Below are 19,472 nucleotides of genomic sequence, written 5' to 3'. Positions count from 1 at the left end.
GAGGCAGGCAGCGCAAAGGACACCGGGCATTGGGCCGATTTGACAGATATCTGCTGTCGCAACTGATGATGCTGTTTGGCTTTTTCAGTCTGGTGCTGGTCATGGTCTATTGGATCAACAAGGCGGTCGTCCTGTTCGATCAGTTGATCGCAGACGGGCAATCGGCGGCTGTTTTCGTCGAATTCACAGCCCTTTCGCTGCCTTCCGTGATCCGGCTGGCGCTGCCATTGGCCGCTTTTGCAGCGGCCGTCTATGTGACCAATCGCATGACGACGGACTCGGAATTGGTTGTGGTTCAGGCCACAGGTTATTCGCCTTTCCGGCTGGCGCGTCCGGTGCTTTACTTTGGAATCATCGTGGCTGTGTTGATGTCGGTGCTGATGCATTTACTTGTCCCGCTCAGTAATGCGCGGTTATCGGAACGGCAGGCGGATATCGCGGAAAACATGACCGCACGGTTGCTGACGCCGGGGCAGTTCATCGAACCGGTAGGGGGTGTCACTTTCTATATCCGTGACATCACGGAAACCGGCGAATTGCTGGACATCTTCGTATCCGACACCCGCAGCGCGGAAGAACAGGTCACATACACGGCGTCGCGCGCCTTTTTGCTGCGGCAAGGCGATGAAACGCATCTTGTCATGATCGACGGTATGGCCCAGACGCTGCGCCGCGACGACAAACGGTTGTTCACCACCTCATTCACCGATCTGGCCTATGACATTACGGACCTGATCACCCGCCGCCACAGCACTGGCCGTCGCGCGGGCGAATTGTCCACGTGGGAATTGCTGCGCCCCACACCTGCACTGGTTGCCGAAACCGGGCAAAGTGCGGCGCGTTTGTTATCCAGTGGTCACGACAGGTTCAGTCAGGCGTTTCTGGGAATGGTCGCGGCCCTGCTGGGGTTCGCCGCCCTGATGGTCGGTGGGTTCAGCCGGTTCGGGGTCTGGCGACAGATCGTCGCCGCCATTGGCCTTATCGTCGTGGTCAAGGCGGTTGAAACCGCTGGGCTGAACATGGCGCGGGCGAATGAAACGCTTTGGTTCGCTACCTATCTCCCTGTCCTTGCGGGCGCCCTGATCGTCTGGGCTCTCTTGTTTGCGGCAACACGGCCCTATCTTTTCAAACGCCGGATCAAGGGGGGTGTGGCACCATGATCCTGCATCGTTATTTTGCGCGCCGTTTCCTGATGACGTTTCTTGGCGTATTTGCCGTGTTTTTTATCACCATGACATTCCTCGACCTTGTCGAACAGCTGCGCCGTTACGCCAGCACCGAAGCCAGCTTTGTCGATATCTTCATGCTGACGCTGCTGAACGTCCCGCAAGGGATCTATCGCATCCTGCCGCTGATTATGATCCTTGCGGCGATTGGCCTGTTTCTGAGCCTCGCGCGGTCATCGGAACTGGTCGTCACGCGTGCTGCGGGGCGTTCGGCGCTGCGGGCGCTGTTGGCACCGCTGGGCGTGGCGTTACTCATCGGTCTGGTCGCGGTCGCCGCGTTGAACCCCATCGTGGCCAGCACATCCAAGGAATTTGAAACGCGTGCAAATGCAATCCGCGGTGCAACATCGGTGCTGTCTATCGGCACCTCTGGGCTGTGGCTGCGGCAAGGCAGCCGCGACGGGCAAACCGTCATTCGCGCCCAAAGCGCCAATCTCGACGGCACGGCGCTCAAGAATGTCAGCTTCATGACCTTCACCCCCGATGGTCGCCCCAGCCAGCGAATCGAGGCCGCATCGGCCGAATTGGTCCCTGGCGCCTGGGCCGTCACCGACGCCAAGATCTGGGATCTGGAAACCGCCGCCGTCCCCGAAGCATCGGCAATCACACGCGATCAGCTTTCTGTTGCGTCCGCGCTGACCCCTGACCAGATCCGCGACAGTTTCGGCACCCCGGCGTCTATCCCGATCTGGGAACTGCCAGCTTTCATCGACCGGCTCCGCACGGCGGGGTTTTCGGCCCAGCGGCATCTGGTCTGGTTCCATACCGAACTGGCGTTGCCGGTCTTTCTGGTCTCGATGGTGTTGATCGGTGCCAGTTTCACACTGCGCCATCAACGTGGCGGGCGCACCGGGTTGATGGTCATGTTTGCGATCATGTTGGCCTTTGTGATCTATTTCATCCGCAATTTCGCTCAGGTCCTGGGTGAAAACGGACAGTTGCCCGCAGTGCTGGCCGCCTGGGCACCGCCGATTGCCGCAGTTGGCCTGTCGCTGGGCTTTCTTTTGCATCACGAGGAGGGCTGATGCGGATCATCGCATTTTTATTCCTCATCCTGCTGCCGGGTCTGGCCAGCGCACAGGGGGCCGCCACGCTGGTCGCGGACAGTGTGACGCTGAACGGGCAGGACCAGTTGATCGCCAGTGGCAACATCGAGGCGTTCTATCAGGGCACCAGCCTGCGTGCGGCGCGCATCGTCTATGATCAACCCACCGACCGGCTGACGATCATCGGGCCAATCGTGATCAGAACACCAGATGGCACGCTTATGACCGCCAATCAGGCGACCCTTGATCCAAAGCTGGAAAACGGCATTCTGCTTGGTGCGCGACTGGTTTTGAACCAACAGTTACAACTGGTCGCCAATCAGATCAGCCAGACCGACGGACGCTATGCGCAGCTTTACAAGACGGCCGCGACATCCTGTCAGGTATGCGGGACCCGCGCACCGCTGTGGGAAATCCGGGCCGAACGGGTGATCCGCGATGCGCAGGAACAACAGCTTTACTTTGATAATGCGACCTTTCGGGTGCGCGGCGTACCGATCTTCTGGCTCCCCCGGATGCGCCTGCCTGATCCCGCGCTTGACCGGTCCAGCGGGTTTCTGATCCCGCGCCAGCGCAACACAAGCCAGTTGGGGTCCGGTTTCAAGATCCCCTATTTCATCACGCTGGGCGATTATCGCGACGTGACGCTGACGCCTTATGTGTCGTCCGAAACCAGCACCTTGGAAATCATCTATCGACAGGCCTTTGTCCGCGGGGATGTGCGGATAGAAGGCGCAATCAGCGATGATACGCTGGTGGATGAAAACCGGTCCTATGTATTCGCCCGCGCGGATTTCCGGCTGGCGGATGGGTATCAGTTGAATTTCGACGTCGAAGCGGTCAGCGATCCAGCCTATCTGCTGGATTACAGCTATTCCGGCAAGGACCGGCTGGACAGTGCCATCGCCTTGCTGCGCGTGACCGACAGCACCCTGCAAGACGCCAACCTGACGTATTACCAAACCCTGCGCGACGACGAATCCAACGCGTCACTGCCCCCCATCGTGGCCGAGGCAACCTATGAAACACGGACCCGGCCCGGATTTGGCGGCTCGCTGACACTGGGTGGCAGCGTCGATACCGCCTATCGTTACAGCACGATCGACGGGGAAGCGGGGCGTGATGTGACACGGGCAGGTGTGCGCGGCACGTGGCGACAGGATTGGGTCCTGAACAGTGGTGTCGTGGGCACCGCGTCATTCGGGGCGCGCACCGATCTGTTTCAGGTTTCAGACGACAGCACCTACCCCGGAACCGATCTGCGGTTTGTCCCGTCGGCAGGTCTGACACTGCGCTATCCGCTGGTGCGCAGCGGGGCCCGCGGTGTTGCGCATCTGATCGAACCGACGATCGGTATCGGCTGGGCGGCGGCCTATGGCGGCACCCCCCCGAACGAAGACAGCACACGCAGCGAACTGGACCGCGCCAACCTTTTCAATCCGCAACGATTTACCGGCGATGACGCCGTCGAAACCGGAACGCAGGCGGCCGTCGGCCTGACATGGACCCGCGTGGGGGCCGCTGGCACGACGTCGTCGCTGACGTTTGGAAAGATTTTCCGCGATCGCGCCGTCAGTGCGTTTTCACCGTCCTCGGGGCTGGACGGCACAACATCGGACTGGCTGATCGGGGGGCAGGTCATCACGCCGGACGGGTTCGTTTTCGACACGCGCACCCTTGTGGATGGATCGACCGGTCTGACACGCGCGGACAACCGGATCGCATGGCGCAACGATGCGGTGAAACTGGCCGCTGCGTATATCTGGCAGGCCAAGGACCTGACAGAGGACCGGCCCGAAACCGTGTCGGAATGGACTTTGGACGCCGGCTTTCGACTTTCGCCCGCGTGGGCCATGACACTGGACGGTCGCTATGACGTGGCAGCGGACAGACCGGTGCGCGCCGGAATCGGATTTGAATGGCGCAACGAATGTGTGACCATCGACGTTTCCGCCTCGCGCCGCTACACGTCTTCCTCTACAGTCGAGCCGACGACGACGTTCGGGCTTTCTGGGTCGCTCACCGGCTTTTCGGCAGGCCGGTCACAGGGCGGGCCTGCCGCAGCCTGCATGAATTGATGACGAAGACGAGGAACCGCATGCGCGCCTTTACTATAATCGCCGTTTTCTGGGCCATGCTGATGGCGGGTGGTCTGACCACATCAGCCACGGCCCAAGGGCAGTTCGACCCCGCCATTACCGTGAACGACCGGGTGATCACCCGCTATGAACTGACCCAGCGGATCCGTTTGCTGGAGGTGTTCCGCACCCCCGGTGATCTGGAGCAGACCGCCCGCGATGCCCTGATCGAAGACCGGCTCAAGGAACAGGAACTGGACCGTGTGGGCCTGCGCCTGTCCGAGGATGCCCTGGACACCGCGATGGAAGATTTTGCAGCCCGGGCCAACATGAACCTTGATCAATTTGCCCGGATGCTGGCGCAAAATGGTGTTGATCTGGTGACATTGCAGGATTTCGTCCGCGTCGGCGTCAGCTGGCGGGATTACGTGCGCAGCCGCTTTGGCCGGCAGGTGAGTGTGACCGAAGCCGACGTTGACCGGGCGATCGCCCGTCAAGGCACCGGCAGCGCCGGAATAGAGGTGCTCTTGTCTGAAATCATTATCCCCGCACCACCCGAACGGGCCGCTGACGCACAGCGCGTCGCAGGCCAGATTGCGGCGTTGCGGTCTTTTTCGGCATTCGAAGACGCCGCGCGACAGGTCTCGGCGCTGCCGTCGCGCGCGGATGGTGGACGGCTCGGGTGGCTGCCGATCAGCAATTACCCGCCGCAACTGCAAAGCCTGCTGTTGGGCCTGCGCCCCGGCGAGGTGACGCAGCCCATCAACATACCGAACGGCATCGCCCTGTTCCAGATGCGCGGCATCCGTGAAACAGGGCTTCGGGTGCAAGCGCCGGCACGCATAGCCTACGCCACCTATGTTATTCCCGGCGGGCAGACCGCAGCGGCCCGCGCAAAGGCGGCCGATATCGCCCGTCAGCTTGATACTTGCGACGACCTGTACGGGGTCGCCCGCAACCAGCCCCCCGAGGTGCTGACGCGGGTTGATCTGCCGCCGCAGGACATTCCCGACGACATCGCGCTGGAGCTGGCAAGGCTGGATCCGGGTGAAATCTCGGTCAATCTGACGCGGGACAACGGGCAGACACTGGTTTTGTTGATGTTGTGCGGGCGCACTGCGGTCGGCCAGGAGGGTCTGGACCGCGAGACGGTGCGCAGCCAGATCCGCAGCGAACGACTGGCAGGGCTGGCGAGTGCCCTGGTGGCGGATCTTCAAGCCTCTGCGACCATCACAGCGCAATGAACCCGATCGTGATCAGCTGTGGGGAACCGGCAGGCATTGGCCCTGAAATCGCGGCCACAACCTGGGCTGCGGTGCGTGAGGATCTGCCATTGCTTTGGATAGGGGACCCGCGGCACCTGCCCGCCGGCACGCCTGTCGCACCCGTAAAGACCGCCGCACAGGCAGCCGCCGTCTGTTCCCAGGCGCTGCCTGTTCTGGTGCGCGACTTTGGGTCCGCCGCAAGCCCGGGTAACCCCGATCCCAATCATGCCCAAGGCGTGATCGACGCGATCGCCACCGGCGTGGCGCTTGTCCGCAGCGGGCAGGCCCGTGCCCTTTGCACGGCCCCAATCCACAAGGCGGCCCTGATTGACGGGGCCGGTTTCGCATATCCCGGGCACACCGAATATCTGGCGGCCTTATGTAACACCGATCGGGTGGTCATGATGCTGGCATGCGACGCGCTGCGGGTGGTGCCCACCACGATCCACATTCCGCTGGCAGACGTGCCGACATCGCTGACGGCCGCCTTGCTGACGGATACGATCCTGATCACGCACGCAGCCTTGCGCCGCGATTTCGGGATCGCGGCACCCCGGATCGCCGTGGCGGGCCTGAACCCCCATGCAGGTGAAGACGGCAAGATGGGGCGCGAAGAGATCGACATGATCATCCCCACGCTTAACGCCCTGCGGGCCGAAGGGCTGGATGTCACCGGCCCCCTGTCCGCCGATACAATGTTTCACACAAGCGCACGCAACCAATATGATGTGGCCGTCTGCATGTATCACGATCAGGCGCTGATCCCGATCAAGACGCTTGATTTTTCCGGCGGCGTGAATGTCACGCTGGGCCTGCCGATCATTCGCACATCACCCGATCATGGCACCGCCTTTGATATCGCAGGCAAGGGCGTGGCCGATGCCACATCAATGATTGCCGCGATCAGAATGGCCGCCCACATGGCTGACGCGCGCGCGTGATGGTGGGCGCAGGAGCCTCCGGCGGGGATATTTATGCTCGGAAGAAGCGATGAGCGGCATTGATGATCTGCCACCGCTGCGCGCGGTAATTGACAGATTTGATCTGGCGGCAAAGAAATCCCTGGGTCAGAATTTTCTGCTTGATCTGAATCTGACGGCAAAAATTGCCCGTCTGGCGGGTGATCTGACGGGTGCCGATGTGCTCGAAATTGGCCCCGGCCCCGGGGGTTTGACGCGCGGGTTGCTGGCCGAAGGCGCGCGCCACGTGCTGGCGATCGAAAAAGACCCCCGCTGTCTGCCCGCGCTGCAAGAGATCGCGCACGCCTATCCGGGGCGGTTGACCGTCATTGGGGGGGATGCCCTTGAGATCGACCCGTTGGCGCACCTGACGCCCCCGATCAAGGTGGCCGCCAATCTGCCGTATAATGTGGGCACCGAATTGCTGGTTCGGTGGTTGACCCCGCCCACCTGGCCGCCATTCTGGGACAGTCTGACCCTGATGTTCCAGCGCGAGGTCGCGCAGCGGATTGTGGCCACCCCGGGCAGCAAGGCGTATGGCCGTCTGGCGTTGCTGGCGCAATGGCGCACCGATGCGCGCATTGTGCTGGAACTGCCGCCAGAGGCTTTCAGCCCGCCACCCAAGGTCAATTCCGCTGTTGTCCACCTGACAGCCCTGCCCGCGCCGCGTTACCCGGCCAACCCAGCCACTTTGAACAAAGTGGTAGCGGCTGCCTTTAACCAGCGGCGCAAGATGCTGCGGTCGGCGTTAAGATCGCTGTCTCCGGAAATCGAGGACCACCTGACATCGGTCGGGATCAAACCGACAGAGCGGGCCGAGCAAGTTGGCCTGGAGGAATTTTGTGCACTGGCCCGGTCACTGGACGCCGGGACAGAATAAAACCCCTGATATCAGGGGTTTTGATTATTCTGCGGCCTCTGGAGATGCGCTGTTGTCATCGCCCTCGGTCTGTTTGGGCTTACGCGGGGCACGGGTTTTGCGCGGGCGCGGTTTTGGCTTTTCTTCGGGGGTTTCGACAAGCCCGGAGTCTTGTTGGTCAGCCGCCTCATTGATGTCCGGCTGTTCAGACGCCCCGGGATCGTTCGAGGCAGCTTCCTGCGCCTTGAGGCGGTCCTGCCGCTCGCGGTCGCGGTCGGCCTGACGTTGACGGTTCTGTTCTTCCATTTCTTCGCGTTTGGCGTCTACCTCGCGTTGGGCTTCGGCCAGCAAGCGGGTGTAATGTTCGGCGTGCTGGGCAAAGTTTTCCGCGTTCACACGGTCGTTGGACAGCTGCGCATCACGATGCAACTGATTATACTTTTCGATGATCTGCTGCGGTGTTCCGCGCACCTTGCCATCGGGTCCGCTGCTTTCAAACACCCGATTGATGATATTTCCGCCCGTAGGACGGGTATTGCGGTTCTTGTTCCGCGACCGTGACTTCGATGATCTCATAAGTCTGCTTTCAAGCCTTTGGCTTACGTTGCGCTGGCCCCATGTCGCGCCCTGATGCGCGTCGTGAATATCTGGCCTTGCGATGTTCTGGCGACTGTTCGGGGAGAAGGCCAAAGACCCTCTTACCTACCGACACTCTTGAATAAACATGGGGGTTGCCTCATGACAAGTCAAATTTTGTTCAAAAAACGAATTTTCCCGCTCAGTGGCCCGCACGGGGGGGCATATGGCCGATAATGACGCGGTCCCGTCCATCCAGATCGGGAACGACGCGGACATTGACCAGACCCGCCGCCTGCATCATCCTTGAAATCTCTTTGGCCTGGGTGGGGCCAATTTCGACCATCAACCGGCCGTTGGGCGTCAGATGGTGCGGCGCACCGGCAGTGATGATGCGGTAAGCGCCAAGACCGTCACCTTCGTCGGTCAATGCCATGCGCGGTTCAAAAACGCGCACCTCGCGTTGCAGGGATGCCATTTCATCCGCCGCGATATAAGGCGGGTTCGAGACGATCAGGTCGAACTGTCCTGTCACGGCGCCGCACCAGTCTGACGGGACAAAGTCTAGCTGCGCTGCGACGCCCAGGGCCCTGGCGTTCTGCCGGGCCACCGCAAGCGCCTGTTCTGACAGATCCGTTGCAACCCCGGTGCTGTCAGGGCGCTCTGCCGCCAGTGTTGCGGCGATGGCGCCGCTGCCGGTCCCAAGGTCAAGGAAGTGCGAAAACGGCCCGCGCAGGGCCTCTGCGATCAGGCATTCGGTTTCGGGGCGTGGATCAAGGACATGCGCGTTCACTATGAAATCACGGCCATAAAACGCGCGCCGTCCGATGATGTGGCTGATCGGTTCGCCAGCGCCGCGCCTTGCGGCAAGTGCGCGCGCATCCACCAGCGTGGCTGCGGGCAGGCTGTCTTGTGCCATCAGCGTGATCCGGTCAGGTGCCGCGTTCATTGCATGCGCGAGCAGCAAGCGCGCCTCGCGCGGGGGATCGGGCGCGTCATGGTCGCGCAGACAGGCGGTGATCGCCGCCAACCCGTCCCGGACCGTGCCTGTCACGCGCCCATTTCCGCCAGCAGCGTCGCCTGTGCCTCTGCTTGCAGCGCGTCGATGATTTCGTCCAGATCGCCCTGCATCACCTGCCCCAGCGAATACAGTGTCAGATTGATCCGGTGGTCGGTCAGGCGCCCTTGGGGAAAATTATAGGTGCGGATGCGTTCGGACCGGTCACCCGACCCGACCTGGCTTTTGCGGTCGGCGGATCGGGCGCTGTCCACGCGCTGGCGCTCAAGGTCGAACAGGCGGGTTTTGAGCACCTGCATCGCGATTTCGCGGTTGCGATGCTGGGATTTTTCCGCGCTGACAACAATGATGCCGGTGGGAATGTGCAAAATCCGCACGGCCGAATCGGTGGTGTTGACGTGCTGCCCGCCGGATCCAGAGGCCCGCATCGTATCGATCCGCAAATCATTCGGGTTGATCTGCACGTCGACGTCTTCTGCCTCGGGCAGGACGGCAACCGTTGCGGCAGATGTATGGATACGTCCGCCGCTTTCGGTTTCCGGCACGCGCTGGACACGGTGCACGCCGCTTTCGTACTTCAGGCGTGCAAACACGCCGTCACCGGCGACGCGTGCGACGACCTCTTTGATGCCGCCCAGTTCGGTTTCGCTGTGTTCAAGAATTTCAAACTTCCAGCCCTGCTTTTCGGCATAGCGCTGATACATCCGCAACAGATCGGCTGCAAAGAGAGAGGCCTCTTCCCCGCCGGTGCCCGGTCTGATTTCGATCAGCGCGGGGCGGGCATCGGCCGCGTCCTTGGGCAGCAGGGCAAGTTGCACCTGTTCTTCGGATGCCTCCAGCCGCGCCCGCAGGTCGGGCAACTCCGCCTCGGCCAGTTCGCGCATTTCGGGATCTTTCAGCATCGCCTGCGCGTCCGCGATCTGTGCCAGCAGATCCTTGTAGGCGGTCACGGTTTCAACGACAGGGCGCAATTCGGCATATTCGCGCCCGAGGGCCGCGATTTCACTGCCCGCCGCACCTTCGGCCATCCTGGCCTCCAGATACTGGAAACGGTCGATCAGTTGTTCAATCTTGTCAGAGGCTATCATAGGGCACCGATTGGCCGATCACAGCGGCTCGGTCAAGGGGCCAAGCGTATCCAGCCACCCCTGCACCCGCGCGCGGTTCACCCCCAGGTCGGACTGACCAAAGCGCAAACGCCCGTGGATCGTCAGGGTGTCACCCCCGACCCGAACGGTGGTGTAATCGGGAAACCCCATCACAAGTGACCGGGTGACAAAGGTGATCATCCCCTCATCGACGCTGCCGGCGAACAATCGGGTGCGCGGTGTGGCAAGGGCGCGTTGTTCAAGGGTGGCCAGCACCTTTGGCGCGGGTGCCGTGATCTTGCGGACGGCAGTGAACCCGCCTGTGGCGGCATAATCGCCCGGCGGTCGTGGGGCAGACGCCTGATGCACGCGCGCAGGGTCCATCGGTGCCAGCCGGATATAAGCCATGCCGGCAAGGGTCATCAGGAACAGTATTGCAAGGACACGGGATGCCATCGTCATGCTTTTCCCCTTTTATTCCAAAGCGCAAGACAGCACAGTTCCATCGCGACATGCGCGCCAGCAATAGCCGTGGCACCGGTGGTGTCATAGGGGGGCGATACCTCGACCACGTCACCGCCAACCATGTTGATCCCCGCCAGATCGCGCAGTATCGCCGCCACCTGCCAACTGGCCAGCCCGCCCCAGACCGGCGTGCCGGTGCCGGGGGCAAAGGCGGGGTCAAGCGCGTCGATATCAAAGGTGATATAGGCCGGACAATCGCCCACGATGTCCTTTACCCGCTCCACGACATGGGCAGGCCCCTTTTCGTGGCAGGTGCGCGCGTCGATATAGGGCATGCCAAGATAGTCGTCGCATTCCGTGCGAATGCCGATCTGCACGGACCGGGCGACATCGACCAGCCCCGCCTTGACGGCCTTGTACATGAACGTGCCGTGATCAATCCGGTCCAAGTCATCATCGGCCCAGAGATCGGAATGTGCATCAAACTGGATCACGGACAACGGCCCGTATTTCGCCGCATAGGCCCGCAGTATCGGCAGAGTGATAAAGTGATCGCCCCCCAGCGTCACGGTGGCAGGGCCCTGGGCGATGATGGCAGCGATATGCGCCTCGACCAAAGTGGGCACGCCTGCGACATTGGCATAGTCAAACGCCATATCGCCATAATCGACGATAGAGAATTCCGACAAGGGGTCGAACCCGTCCCACCCATAGGGCGGATCATAGGGTTGCAGGCACGATGCCTCGCGGATAGCTCGGGGACCAAAGCGGCAGCCGGGCCGGTGTGTCACGGCCTGATCGAATGGCACACCTGTCACAGCCAGATCGACGCCCGTCAGATCCTTGGTATAGCTGCGACGCAGAAATGACGTGGCCCCGCCAAAGGCGTTTTCATAGGCCAGCCCCCGCCGGTCAGCGCGTGTAAATGCCAGATCCACCTGCCCTTTTGCGTCTTCCAATGCCATGTCGGTCCTCTTTGCGTGTTCTGGTCTGTCTTATATCGAATCCTGAAAAATTGATCACCCCACAGGCAGGGCGCGTTCCACCAGTCGCGCAAAGAACGATGCCCCAACCGGAGATGCACCATCATCGAAATCATAGGCCGGGTGGTGCAGCCCCGCACTATCGCCATTGCCAATGAACAGATAGGCGCCGGGGCGTTTTTCCAGCATATAGGCGAAATCCTCGGCCCCCATCTGGCGGCCGTGGTCCGCGACCACATCCGCCGATACCGTTCGCGCGACATCAGCAGCAAAGCGGGTGCTTTCAGGGTCATTCACCGTCGCGGGATAGCCCACGTCATAGATCAATTCGGCCGTCACGCCATAGGCCGCCGCCTGCCCCGCGACGATCTGATCCAGCCGCGCCATGACCATGGCCTGCACCGCCGGGTCAAATGTGCGCACCGTGCCGTTGATGTAGGCAGTGCCGGGGATCACGTTGTCGGCAGAGCCCGTGTGGATCTGCGTGACCGAGACAACCAGATCGTTCGTGGCGGTGTGGTTGCGGCTGACAATGGTCTGGATCGCCTGCACGATCCCCACGGCGGCCATGATGGGATCGGCGGTTTCATGCGGCATCGCGCCATGCCCGCCGCGCCCCGTAATGTGAATATCAAACGAATCAACCGCCGCCATGAATGGCCCCGGCGTGGTATAGAACGCCCCCACAGGCGTGCCCGGTGCGTTATGCAGCGCAAACACCCGGGCAATGTCAAACTGGTCTAGGATACCTTCGTTCACCATCACCTGCGCACCGCCACCCAATTCCTCGGCAGGTTGAAAGATCAGCGCGACGCGGCCCGCGAAATTGCGGGTTTCCGCCAGATATTTCGCGGCCCCCAACAGCATGGTGATATGCCCGTCATGGCCACAGGCATGCATCCGCCCGGCCACGGTCGCGGCATGATCCAGCCCTGTGGTCTCGTCCATGGGCAGCGCATCCATATCAGCACGCAGCCCGATTGTCGGCCCTGCCACGCTGCCATTGATGATCGCCACCAGACCGCTTGTGGCGATCCCTTCATGCAGTTCGTCCACGCCAAAATCCCGCAGCCGCGCCGCGACAAAGGCAGCGGTCTGGTGGCAATCAAAGTTCAATTCCGGATGCGCGTGCAAATGCCTGCGCCAGCCCGTCATTTCATCGGCATAATCGGCGATCCGATTGATCACGGGCATGGGTGGCACTCCGGCTGTCAGGACAATACGGTGGCACTTGACCGCAACAAGGGGACCTGTGCAATGGCCGATGACAGTTTGATCCACGATCCTGACGGCGGACTACCGCGCCTTTTGGAAATCATGCGCCGGTTGCGCGACCCCGACACCGGCTGTCCCTGGGACATCGCGCAGGATTTTGCCAGCATCGCCCCCTACACCATCGAAGAGGCTTACGAAGTTGCCGATGCCATCGCCCGATCAGACTGGACCGATCTGGAAGGCGAATTGGGCGATCTGCTGCTGCAAACCATCTATCACGCCCAAATGGGTGCCGAGGCCGGGCATTTCACGTTTCATAGCGTCGTGCGCGCGATATCGGACAAGATGGTCGCCCGGCACCCGCATGTCTTTGGCGACGAATCGCGGGATAAATCGGCCGAACAACAGGTGGCAGACTGGGAAAAGATCAAGGCGGCCGAACGCGCAGGCCGCGCGCAGACCCGCACGCTGGACGGGGTCGCCATTGGATTGCCTGCATTGATGCGGGCGGTGAAACTGCAAAAACGCGCCGCGCGCGTCGGCTTTGACTGGCCCGATACGACCCATGTGATTGACAAGATCATCGAGGAAGCCAGCGAATTGGTCGAGGCCCGCGACACGCTGACACAGGTCGAGATGGTAGAGGAGTTTGGAGATCTGCTGTTTGTGATGGCCAATCTGGCACGCCATCTCGACATTGACCCCGAAGAGGCGCTGCGCGGGGCAAACGCCAAATTTACAAGGCGTTTCACGGCCATCGAGGATGCGCTGGCCGAACGGGGCAAGCGCCCCGCCGACAGTGATCTGGCAGAAATGGACGCGCTTTGGGATGCCGCGAAGGCACATGAGAAAACCGGGAAATAAATTCCGAGTAAAAAATTCAGGTATTGACCTGACTAAAAGTGTCGGGTTTACAGGCATCAGTCAGAAACTGGAGCTAACCCATGACATTCCGCACGATCCTTCTTGCCAGCACCTGTGCCGCCATCGCAGCACCTGCCCTGGCTGATGTGAACATCTACACCACCCGCCAGCCCGAACTGATCCAGCCTGTGATGGATGCCTTTACATCCGAGACCGGCATCGCCGTGAACCTGGCTTATGTCGATGACGGGTTGGTCGAACGCCTGCGCGCCGAAGGCAACCGGTCGCCTGCCGATCTGGTGATGACGGTGGATATCGCCAATCTGAAACAGATCGTGGATGCAGGTGTGATCCAGCCGGTCGAAAGTGACGTGCTGACCAACGCCGTTCCCGAAACCTTGCGCAGCCCTGACAACCTGTGGTTCGGCCTGACGACGCGGGCGCGGATCGTCTATGCCTCGAAAGACCGGGTCGCTGATGGCGAAGTCACCACCTATGAAGATCTTGCCTCGGAAAAATGGGAAGGGCGCATTTGCACACGCTCCGGTTTGCATAATTATAACCTTGCGCTGTTGTCGGCCGTGATCGACCATGTGGGCCAGGACGGGGCGCGCGACTGGGCCGCTGGCGTGCGTGAAAATCTGGCCCGCAAGCCCGAAGGCAACGACCGCGCGCAGGTCCGTGCGATCTGGGCCGGGCAATGCGACATCAGCCTTGGCAATACCTATTACATGGGTGCGATGCTGAATAATGAGGAACAGACCGAATGGGCCAATGCGGTGCGCATCGTCTTCCCGACATTTGCGGATGGTGGCACCCATGTGAACGTATCCGGCATGGCGATGACCAACGCGGCGCCGAACCGTGACGAGGCATTACAACTGATGGAATACCTTGTATCGCCGGAGGCACAGCGGATTTATGCCGAACTGAACTATGAATATCCTGTGCTGGAGGGCGTTGCGCAATCCGATCTGGTCGCCAGCTGGGGTGAGTTCACGCCCGATGACGTGAACCTGAGCGATCTGGCAGGCCATCGCCCCACCGCATTGCGGATCATGGAAGAAGTCAATTTCGACGGCTGACCGCCGCCGACGTGGAGGGGGGCTGTCTGCCCCCCGACCCGTTCCGGGTCTCCCCCCGAGGATATTTACGCTCGGAAGAAGCGATATGGCTTTGCGCCTTTTACTTGGGACATCAAGCAATACAGACCCCGTTCGATCGTCAGGGAGAGGCTGCGCATTGTGAAAAAGGATAAAGGTGAAAACGCTTTAAACGGCCGCTTTCTCTTCCAGCGCCAGCCATTCGTCTTCGGCGTCCGACAGGGCGTTTTGACGGGCGACCAGGGCATCTGTGGCCTTTTGGAATTTTACCGGCTCTTGCGTAAATAGGTCAGGGTCGGCCAGCAAACCTTCCAGTTTGGTGATTTCCGCAGTCAGCGTGTCGATGACGCCGGGCAGTTCATCAAGCCGGTGTCTTTCGGTAAATGACAACCCGCCGGATGTTTTCTTGTCCGCGGGTTTCTGTTTTTTCGCCAAGGGCTTGGACGCCTCTTTCGCTTCGGTGAAATCACCGCCGCGCTGTTCACGATAGTCAGTCCAGCCACCGGCATAGACCACCGCCTGCCCCTGACCTTCCATCGCGATGGTCGTAGTCGCCACACGGTCCAGAAAATCCCGGTCGTGGCTGACCAGCAAGACAGTCCCGTCGTAATCGCCCAGAATGTCCTGCAACAGGTCCAGCGTTTCGATATCAAGATCGTTTGTCGGTTCGTCGAGCACCAGAAGGTTGCTTTCGCGGGCCATCAGACGGGCCAGCAGGAGCCGCGCCTTTTCACCCCCCGACAGGGACCGGACGGGCGCGCGCGCCTGCGCCTCGTCAAACAGAAATTCCTTGAGGTAGCCAACGACGTGTTTCGGCTGTCCGCGCACCATCACCTGATCGGATTTGCCGCTGACGCCGAGTTCGGGATCGTTGGCCAGATTTTCCCACAGTGACATGTCGGGGTTCAGCGCCGCGCGGGTCTGGTCGAAGATGGCGATATCCAGCTTGGTCCCCAGCGTGACGGTCCCTGCATCCGGGGCCACCTGCCCCAGCAGCATCTTGATCAGCGTGGTCTTGCCCACACCGTTCGGCCCGACAAAGGCCACCCGGTCGCCCCGCTGCACGGTCAGGTCAAAATCGCGGATGATCTGCTTGCCGTCAAACGTCTTGCTCAGACCGGTGGCTTCCATCACCTTCTTGCCCGACGAACTCCCGCCCTCAAATGCCATGGCGGCCGTCCCCTGCCGCCGAATCTGACCGGCCTTTTCAGCACGCAGATCAGCCAGCGCACGCAGGCGTCCCTGATTACGTGTCCGGCGGGCGGAAATGCCTTCGACGGCCCAGCGGGCCTCTGCCTTGATCTTGCGGTTCAGCTTGTGGCGCTGCTGGTCTTCTTCTTCCCATATCTTGTCGCGCCATTCCTCAAACCCGTCGAACCCCTGTTCGGCCCGGCGCACCGTGCCCCGGTCGATCCACAGCGTCGCCCGGGTCAGCGCCCGCAGGAACGCCCGATCGTGGGAAATCAACACAAAGGCCGCACGCGTTGTCTTCAGTTCGTTTTCCAGCCAGGCGATTGCCTCGATATCCAGATGGTTTGTCGGTTCGTCCAGCAGCATCAGTTCGGGCGCTTCGGCCATCAGCTTGGCCAAGGCCGCCCGCCTGCGTTCCCCGCCCGATGCCGTCGCCACGGCCCCTGCCGGATCGAACTTCAGCCCTTCGGCGACCATGTCGACCTTGTAGGCCTCGTCCGGGTCCAGCCCGCTGGCGGCATAGTCGCCCAGCGTGGCGAAACCGTCCATCGTCGGGTCCTGTTCCATATAGCCGACCTGTACGCCCGGCGATGCGACGCGTGTGCCGTCATCGGGCAGGACAAGCCCGGCCATGACTTTCATCAAGGTGGATTTACCCGATCCGTTGCGGCCCACAAGGGCCACACGGTCACCGGGCTGGATGACCAGCGACAGGTCGGCGAAAACAGGATCGCCGCCATAGGTCAGGGCGATATCGGAAAGCTGAAGGAGGGGTGCACGTGCCATGACCGTCAGCTAGGGCGGCGCGCGGGAAACCGCAAGGGGGATCAGCCGGCAATCGCGCGCAAAGCCCGTGCACGCGCGGGCGGCACGGCGGAAATGTCGACACAGGTGAACACATGCAGGGTGTTCATCGCCCGGTCCACCACCAGATGATCACCGACCCAGCCCCCCAGCGCCAGATAGCTGCGCAGCAGGGCGGGCATCGGGCGGGTGCCGTGATCGGGGATCCGGGAAAAGGCCAGGGCCTCTGGCACTTTGGGGACCGGACGCTGATCCCCGGGGCCAAGGTGATGGGCGGCCAGCAGTGCGAAGGCCCGCCCGTAAACGGCGGGATCAGTCCCTGCAAAGCTGGTGCAACCGAACAGCAAGGCCACGTTTTCATCGTCGACCAGCCCCGTCAGCGCCCCCCAGATAACACGCAGCGCATCGGCATCCAGCACAGCGGGGTCGACGCAAAACCGGCCCAGTTCGATGACCGGTCCTTTTTGCCGGGCCAACCACGCCAGATCATAGAACTGCCCCACATACCCATCGCAGGCCGCCGCCCCGTACGGATGGACCCAAAGCCGCAGCGTCGCCACCAAAGCGCCCGCAAGATCATCGACCATCAGGTGCCGGCATGTCTGGTCAAACAGGTCGGCATCCCGCCCCGGCGCGCCAAAGAACGACAGATGACGCAGGTTCTGACAGGCCGCCACATCGGCGGGGCTGGTGGCGAACCGAACCCGATAGCGGCCCTTTTGAAACGGAATTGTCATCGTCCCCCACCTTGGCGAATACCGGCCTCTGCCCTAGGTTAACAACCAACAAAGTAAAAGGAATGCGAAACTGATGGATAAGATCGTCAAAACCGATGCAGAATGGCGCGAGAAATTATCAGATCTGGCTTATAAGGTCACGCGCAAGCATGGGACTGAACGGGCTGGCACGCATGAGAATTTTCCAAAGGATCCCGGCACCTACATGTGCGTGTGCTGCGGTGCGCCGCTCTTTGATCAATCCGCGAAATTCGAAAGCGGCACAGGCTGGCCATCGTTTTACCAGCCGATCGCACCAGAGGTCGTGGGCGAAACCGTGGACCGCAGCTTTTTCATGAAACGGACAGAGGTGCATTGCGCCCGCTGCGACGCGCATCTGGGCCATGTGTTTCCCGATGGCCCCCCACCGACAGGATTGCGCTACTGCATGAACGGTGTGGCGATGACGTTCACACCCGAAACCTGACACGGCCCCCAACGGGTGATTCGGACATGTCGCGCCCCCGCGCCGTCACCTTATTGCGGCGCTTCGCCCAGCAAAGCGCCCGCGTCGACGCGCCCGAAAGCCCCCAGAAGCTGGCTGAGGAAGGTCACATCATTGATCCCGTCCTCGGTCACGCGGCGGTCCAGCACAACGACCTGCCCGTCCTCCAGCCCGTAGCGGCTGATGTTGCTGACAACATTGTCTGCGTCAAAGCTCACGACTGTCACCTGGCGTTCGGTTTCCTGCGGCGCGAAGGCCCCGAAATGCCGGAAGGTGCTAGAAACATAATAGAAGTCCTGATTGCCCAGAACGCCGGTCGAGGTCGGCGGACCAAAGTTTGCAATCACGGTATCGCGGGTCGCCTGTCCCACTTGCACCGCAGCCACATCCTGTGCCGAGGGGGCAAAGCCGTGAAACCGTGTGATCGGGCTGCACCCCACCGACAGCGCCAGCACCGCCACCAACACTGCTGTGCGCGGCAAGATACCTGTCTTGCCTGTGTTTCTGCTCATGACCGACCTCTTGCTTTGGCGACTTATGCCTTTTATCCCGCTTACAGCACAAACTGACCTCAATTCAAGAATGGAAGCACCCTTGGCCACACTCCCCCGATCACAGCTGCGTTTGGCCGATCTGACCACCAGGCGCGCGACCGCATTCACATTGGTGCCGACGGCCGATGAACGGCGTGCCATTGCCGATACGCTGGGGATCACCGGTATCAGGAAACTGCGGTTTGCCGGCCAGTTGGAACCGATCGGTCGCACCGACTGGGCCTTGACAGCCGATCTGGGGGCCACCGTTGTTCAGGAGTGTGTCGTCACACTCGCCCCTGTGACCAGCCGGATCGATGAAACTGTCACGCGGTCCTATGTTGCAGATCTGCCCGAACCCGAAGGCGCCGAAGTTGAGATGCCCGAGGACGACACGGTCGAACCGTTACCGGCCGCGATCGACCTTGCACAGGTGATGATCGAGGCGCTGGCGCTGGCGTTACCGGTTTATCCGCGCAGTGAAGGTGCCGAAATGGCCACAGCCGTGTCTGCCCCGAAAGGCGCGACCCCGCTGACCGATGACGACACAAAACCCTTTGCAGGGTTGGGCGCATTGCGCGACAGCCTTGAAAACAAAGACGATTAACGCGCCAAGAAAGGCCTTGGAAAAAAGGTTGCACACTGCGTGAATCGCAGTATGTTCGCGGCCTCTTTCAGATCGCATCTCGACAGGGCAGCCGGAATGGCATAGGACCCCGCCAGAGAACAACACACGCGGGCCATCGGCCCATTTATCATAGGGTTGAGCCATGGCCGTCCAACAGAACAAAGTATCCAAATCCCGCCGCAACAACCGGCGTGCGCACGACTCGCTTGTCGCAGCAAACCCCAACGAATGCGACAACTGTGGTGAGCTGAAGCGCCCCCACCACGTGTGCCCGTCCTGCGGCCACTATGCGACACGCGAAGTGATCGCCGACACCACGGAAATCGACCTCGACGAAGACGCAGCATAAG

20 protein-coding genes are annotated in these 19,472 nt (G+C 61.3%); 11 read left to right on the top strand and 9 right to left on the bottom strand.

Going from position 1 to position 19,472, the window contains the following annotated elements; genetic code table 11:
* The first annotated feature begins 29 nt into the window (after nt 1-29).
* The 6 genes from lptF to rsmA are packed head-to-tail and all read left to right on the top strand — an operon-like array spanning nt 30 to nt 7,454.
* Nucleotides 30-1,160 carry an LPS export ABC transporter permease LptF gene (gene lptF, locus ACTG4B_RS08590; RefSeq protein ID WP_439155286.1) on the top strand — a complete coding sequence of 377 codons (1,131 nt, stop codon included), beginning with the start codon at nt 30-32 and terminating at the stop codon, nt 1,158-1,160.
* The gene (lptG, locus tag ACTG4B_RS08585) at nt 1,157-2,251 is read left to right on the top strand and encodes an LPS export ABC transporter permease LptG (RefSeq protein ID WP_439155285.1); all 1,095 of its coding nucleotides are present in this window, start codon (nt 1,157-1,159) and stop codon (nt 2,249-2,251) included. The genes lptF and lptG overlap by 4 nt, the downstream gene beginning before the upstream one ends.
* Nucleotides 2,251-4,350: an LPS-assembly protein LptD gene (locus ACTG4B_RS08580; protein ID WP_439155284.1), complete on the top strand. Its 2,100-nt coding sequence runs from the start codon at nt 2,251-2,253 to the stop codon at nt 4,348-4,350. Before lptG ends, ACTG4B_RS08580 begins: the two co-directional genes overlap by 1 nt.
* Nucleotides 4,350-5,594, top strand: a complete 1,245-nt coding sequence (locus tag ACTG4B_RS08575; protein WP_439155283.1) for a peptidylprolyl isomerase — start codon at nt 4,350-4,352, stop codon at nt 5,592-5,594. The genes ACTG4B_RS08580 and ACTG4B_RS08575 overlap by 1 nt, the downstream gene beginning before the upstream one ends.
* The gene (gene pdxA, locus ACTG4B_RS08570) at nt 5,591-6,556 is read left to right on the top strand and encodes a 4-hydroxythreonine-4-phosphate dehydrogenase PdxA (RefSeq protein ID WP_439155282.1); all 966 of its coding nucleotides are present in this window, start codon (nt 5,591-5,593) and stop codon (nt 6,554-6,556) included. Before ACTG4B_RS08575 ends, pdxA begins: the two co-directional genes overlap by 4 nt.
* A gap of 49 nt (nt 6,557-6,605) precedes the next feature.
* Complete coding sequence (gene rsmA / locus ACTG4B_RS08565; protein ID WP_439155281.1) at nt 6,606-7,454, top strand: 16S rRNA (adenine(1518)-N(6)/adenine(1519)-N(6))-dimethyltransferase RsmA; 849 nt, start codon at nt 6,606-6,608, stop codon at nt 7,452-7,454.
* 24 nt (nt 7,455-7,478) lie between these two features.
* Here the strand turns inward: rsmA and ACTG4B_RS08560 are convergent, their stop codons facing one another.
* From ACTG4B_RS08560 to ACTG4B_RS08535, 6 genes are all read right to left on the bottom strand, one after another.
* Nucleotides 7,479-8,009 carry a DUF4167 domain-containing protein gene (locus tag ACTG4B_RS08560; RefSeq protein WP_439155280.1) on the bottom strand — a complete coding sequence of 177 codons (531 nt, stop codon included), beginning with the start codon at nt 8,007-8,009 and terminating at the stop codon, nt 7,479-7,481.
* A 202-nt stretch (nt 8,010-8,211) separates the two neighbouring features.
* Nucleotides 8,212-9,063: a peptide chain release factor N(5)-glutamine methyltransferase gene (gene prmC, locus ACTG4B_RS08555; RefSeq protein WP_439155279.1), complete on the bottom strand. Its 852-nt coding sequence runs from the start codon at nt 9,061-9,063 to the stop codon at nt 8,212-8,214.
* The gene (gene prfA / locus ACTG4B_RS08550) at nt 9,060-10,115 is read right to left on the bottom strand and encodes a peptide chain release factor 1 (RefSeq protein ID WP_439155278.1); all 1,056 of its coding nucleotides are present in this window, start codon (nt 10,113-10,115) and stop codon (nt 9,060-9,062) included. Before prfA ends, prmC begins: the two co-directional genes overlap by 4 nt.
* Nucleotides 10,116-10,133: 18 nt before the next feature.
* On the bottom strand, nt 10,134-10,577 hold the full coding sequence (locus ACTG4B_RS08545) for a DUF1499 domain-containing protein (protein ID WP_439155277.1): 444 nt from the start codon (nt 10,575-10,577) through the stop codon (nt 10,134-10,136).
* Nucleotides 10,574-11,545, bottom strand: coding sequence for an agmatinase (gene speB / locus ACTG4B_RS08540; protein ID WP_439155276.1), 972 nt, complete (start codon nt 11,543-11,545; stop codon nt 10,574-10,576). Before speB ends, ACTG4B_RS08545 begins: the two co-directional genes overlap by 4 nt.
* A 54-nt stretch (nt 11,546-11,599) precedes the next feature.
* Nucleotides 11,600-12,757, bottom strand: a complete 1,158-nt coding sequence (locus tag ACTG4B_RS08535; protein WP_439155275.1) for a M20 aminoacylase family protein — start codon at nt 12,755-12,757, stop codon at nt 11,600-11,602.
* 63 nt (nt 12,758-12,820) lie between these two features.
* Here ACTG4B_RS08535 and mazG point away from each other — a divergent pair, with 63 nt between their 5' ends.
* Together mazG and ACTG4B_RS08525 are read left to right on the top strand one after the other, a co-directional pair.
* Complete coding sequence (mazG, locus tag ACTG4B_RS08530; protein ID WP_439155274.1) at nt 12,821-13,642, top strand: nucleoside triphosphate pyrophosphohydrolase; 822 nt, start codon at nt 12,821-12,823, stop codon at nt 13,640-13,642.
* An 80-nt stretch (nt 13,643-13,722) separates the two neighbouring features.
* Nucleotides 13,723-14,727, top strand: a complete 1,005-nt coding sequence (locus ACTG4B_RS08525; RefSeq protein WP_439155273.1) for a Fe(3+) ABC transporter substrate-binding protein — start codon at nt 13,723-13,725, stop codon at nt 14,725-14,727.
* A gap of 186 nt (nt 14,728-14,913) precedes the next feature.
* Here ACTG4B_RS08525 and ACTG4B_RS08520 read toward each other — a convergent pair whose 3' ends face one another.
* Together ACTG4B_RS08520 and ACTG4B_RS08515 are read right to left on the bottom strand one after the other, a co-directional pair.
* A complete protein-coding gene (locus ACTG4B_RS08520; protein WP_439155272.1) occupies nt 14,914-16,722 on the bottom strand; it encodes an ABC-F family ATP-binding cassette domain-containing protein in 1,809 nt (602 codons plus the stop codon).
* Nucleotides 16,723-16,763: 41 nt separating this feature from the next.
* Complete coding sequence (locus tag ACTG4B_RS08515; RefSeq protein ID WP_439155271.1) at nt 16,764-17,477, bottom strand: GNAT family N-acetyltransferase; 714 nt, start codon at nt 17,475-17,477, stop codon at nt 16,764-16,766.
* A gap of 73 nt (nt 17,478-17,550) precedes the next feature.
* Between ACTG4B_RS08515 and msrB the strand changes: the two genes are divergently transcribed.
* Nucleotides 17,551-17,943 carry a peptide-methionine (R)-S-oxide reductase MsrB gene (gene msrB, locus ACTG4B_RS08510; RefSeq protein ID WP_439155270.1) on the top strand — a complete coding sequence of 131 codons (393 nt, stop codon included), beginning with the start codon at nt 17,551-17,553 and terminating at the stop codon, nt 17,941-17,943.
* A gap of 50 nt (nt 17,944-17,993) precedes the next feature.
* Here msrB and ACTG4B_RS08505 read toward each other — a convergent pair whose 3' ends face one another.
* A complete protein-coding gene (locus tag ACTG4B_RS08505; RefSeq protein WP_439155269.1) occupies nt 17,994-18,473 on the bottom strand; it encodes an outer membrane protein assembly factor BamE in 480 nt (159 codons plus the stop codon).
* A 70-nt stretch (nt 18,474-18,543) separates the two neighbouring features.
* On the opposite strand from ACTG4B_RS08505, the gene ACTG4B_RS08500 reads away from it, so the two are divergent.
* Nucleotides 18,544-19,101 (top strand): YceD family protein, encoded by a 558-nt coding sequence (locus ACTG4B_RS08500; protein WP_439155268.1) that lies wholly within the window; start codon nt 18,544-18,546, stop codon nt 19,099-19,101.
* A gap of 163 nt (nt 19,102-19,264) precedes the next feature.
* Nucleotides 19,265-19,471, top strand: coding sequence for a 50S ribosomal protein L32 (gene rpmF, locus ACTG4B_RS08495; RefSeq protein ID WP_090198591.1), 207 nt, complete (start codon nt 19,265-19,267; stop codon nt 19,469-19,471).
* The last annotated feature ends 1 nt before the right edge of the window (nt 19,472 follow it).

Origin of the sequence: Yoonia sp. (assembly GCF_965660735.1) — a bacterium.
Lineage (GTDB): Bacteria > Pseudomonadota > Alphaproteobacteria > Rhodobacterales > Rhodobacteraceae > Yoonia.
The sequence above is the reverse complement of the archived record's forward strand: the minus strand, read 5'-3'. Positions and strand labels throughout refer to the sequence as shown.

Bases quoted from the DNA above. Each gene is read 5' to 3' on its own strand.
- lptG (WP_439155285.1), top strand. From the start codon at position 1,157: ATGATCCTGCATCGTTATTTTGCGCGCCGTTTCCTGATGACGTTTCTT.
- ACTG4B_RS08580 (WP_439155284.1), top strand. From the start codon at position 2,251: ATGCGGATCATCGCATTTTTATTCCTCATCCTGCTGCCGGGTCTGGCC.
- ACTG4B_RS08575 (WP_439155283.1), top strand. From the start codon at position 4,350: ATGACGAAGACGAGGAACCGCATGCGCGCCTTTACTATAATCGCCGTT.
- pdxA (WP_439155282.1), top strand. From the start codon at position 5,591: ATGAACCCGATCGTGATCAGCTGTGGGGAACCGGCAGGCATTGGCCCT.
- rsmA (WP_439155281.1), top strand. From the start codon at position 6,606: ATGAGCGGCATTGATGATCTGCCACCGCTGCGCGCGGTAATTGACAGA.
- ACTG4B_RS08560 (WP_439155280.1), bottom strand. From the start codon at position 8,009: ATGAGATCATCGAAGTCACGGTCGCGGAACAAGAACCGCAATACCCGT.
- prfA (WP_439155278.1), bottom strand. From the start codon at position 10,115: ATGATAGCCTCTGACAAGATTGAACAACTGATCGACCGTTTCCAGTAT.
- ACTG4B_RS08545 (WP_439155277.1), bottom strand. From the start codon at position 10,577: ATGACGATGGCATCCCGTGTCCTTGCAATACTGTTCCTGATGACCCTT.
- speB (WP_439155276.1), bottom strand. From the start codon at position 11,545: ATGGCATTGGAAGACGCAAAAGGGCAGGTGGATCTGGCATTTACACGC.
- ACTG4B_RS08535 (WP_439155275.1), bottom strand. From the start codon at position 12,757: ATGCCCGTGATCAATCGGATCGCCGATTATGCCGATGAAATGACGGGC.
- mazG (WP_439155274.1), top strand. From the start codon at position 12,821: ATGGCCGATGACAGTTTGATCCACGATCCTGACGGCGGACTACCGCGC.
- ACTG4B_RS08525 (WP_439155273.1), top strand. From the start codon at position 13,723: ATGACATTCCGCACGATCCTTCTTGCCAGCACCTGTGCCGCCATCGCA.
- ACTG4B_RS08520 (WP_439155272.1), bottom strand. From the start codon at position 16,722: ATGGCACGTGCACCCCTCCTTCAGCTTTCCGATATCGCCCTGACCTAT.
- ACTG4B_RS08515 (WP_439155271.1), bottom strand. From the start codon at position 17,477: ATGACAATTCCGTTTCAAAAGGGCCGCTATCGGGTTCGGTTCGCCACC.
- msrB (WP_439155270.1), top strand. From the start codon at position 17,551: ATGGATAAGATCGTCAAAACCGATGCAGAATGGCGCGAGAAATTATCA.
- ACTG4B_RS08505 (WP_439155269.1), bottom strand. From the start codon at position 18,473: ATGAGCAGAAACACAGGCAAGACAGGTATCTTGCCGCGCACAGCAGTG.
- ACTG4B_RS08500 (WP_439155268.1), top strand. From the start codon at position 18,544: ATGGAAGCACCCTTGGCCACACTCCCCCGATCACAGCTGCGTTTGGCC.
- rpmF (WP_090198591.1), top strand. From the start codon at position 19,265: ATGGCCGTCCAACAGAACAAAGTATCCAAATCCCGCCGCAACAACCGG.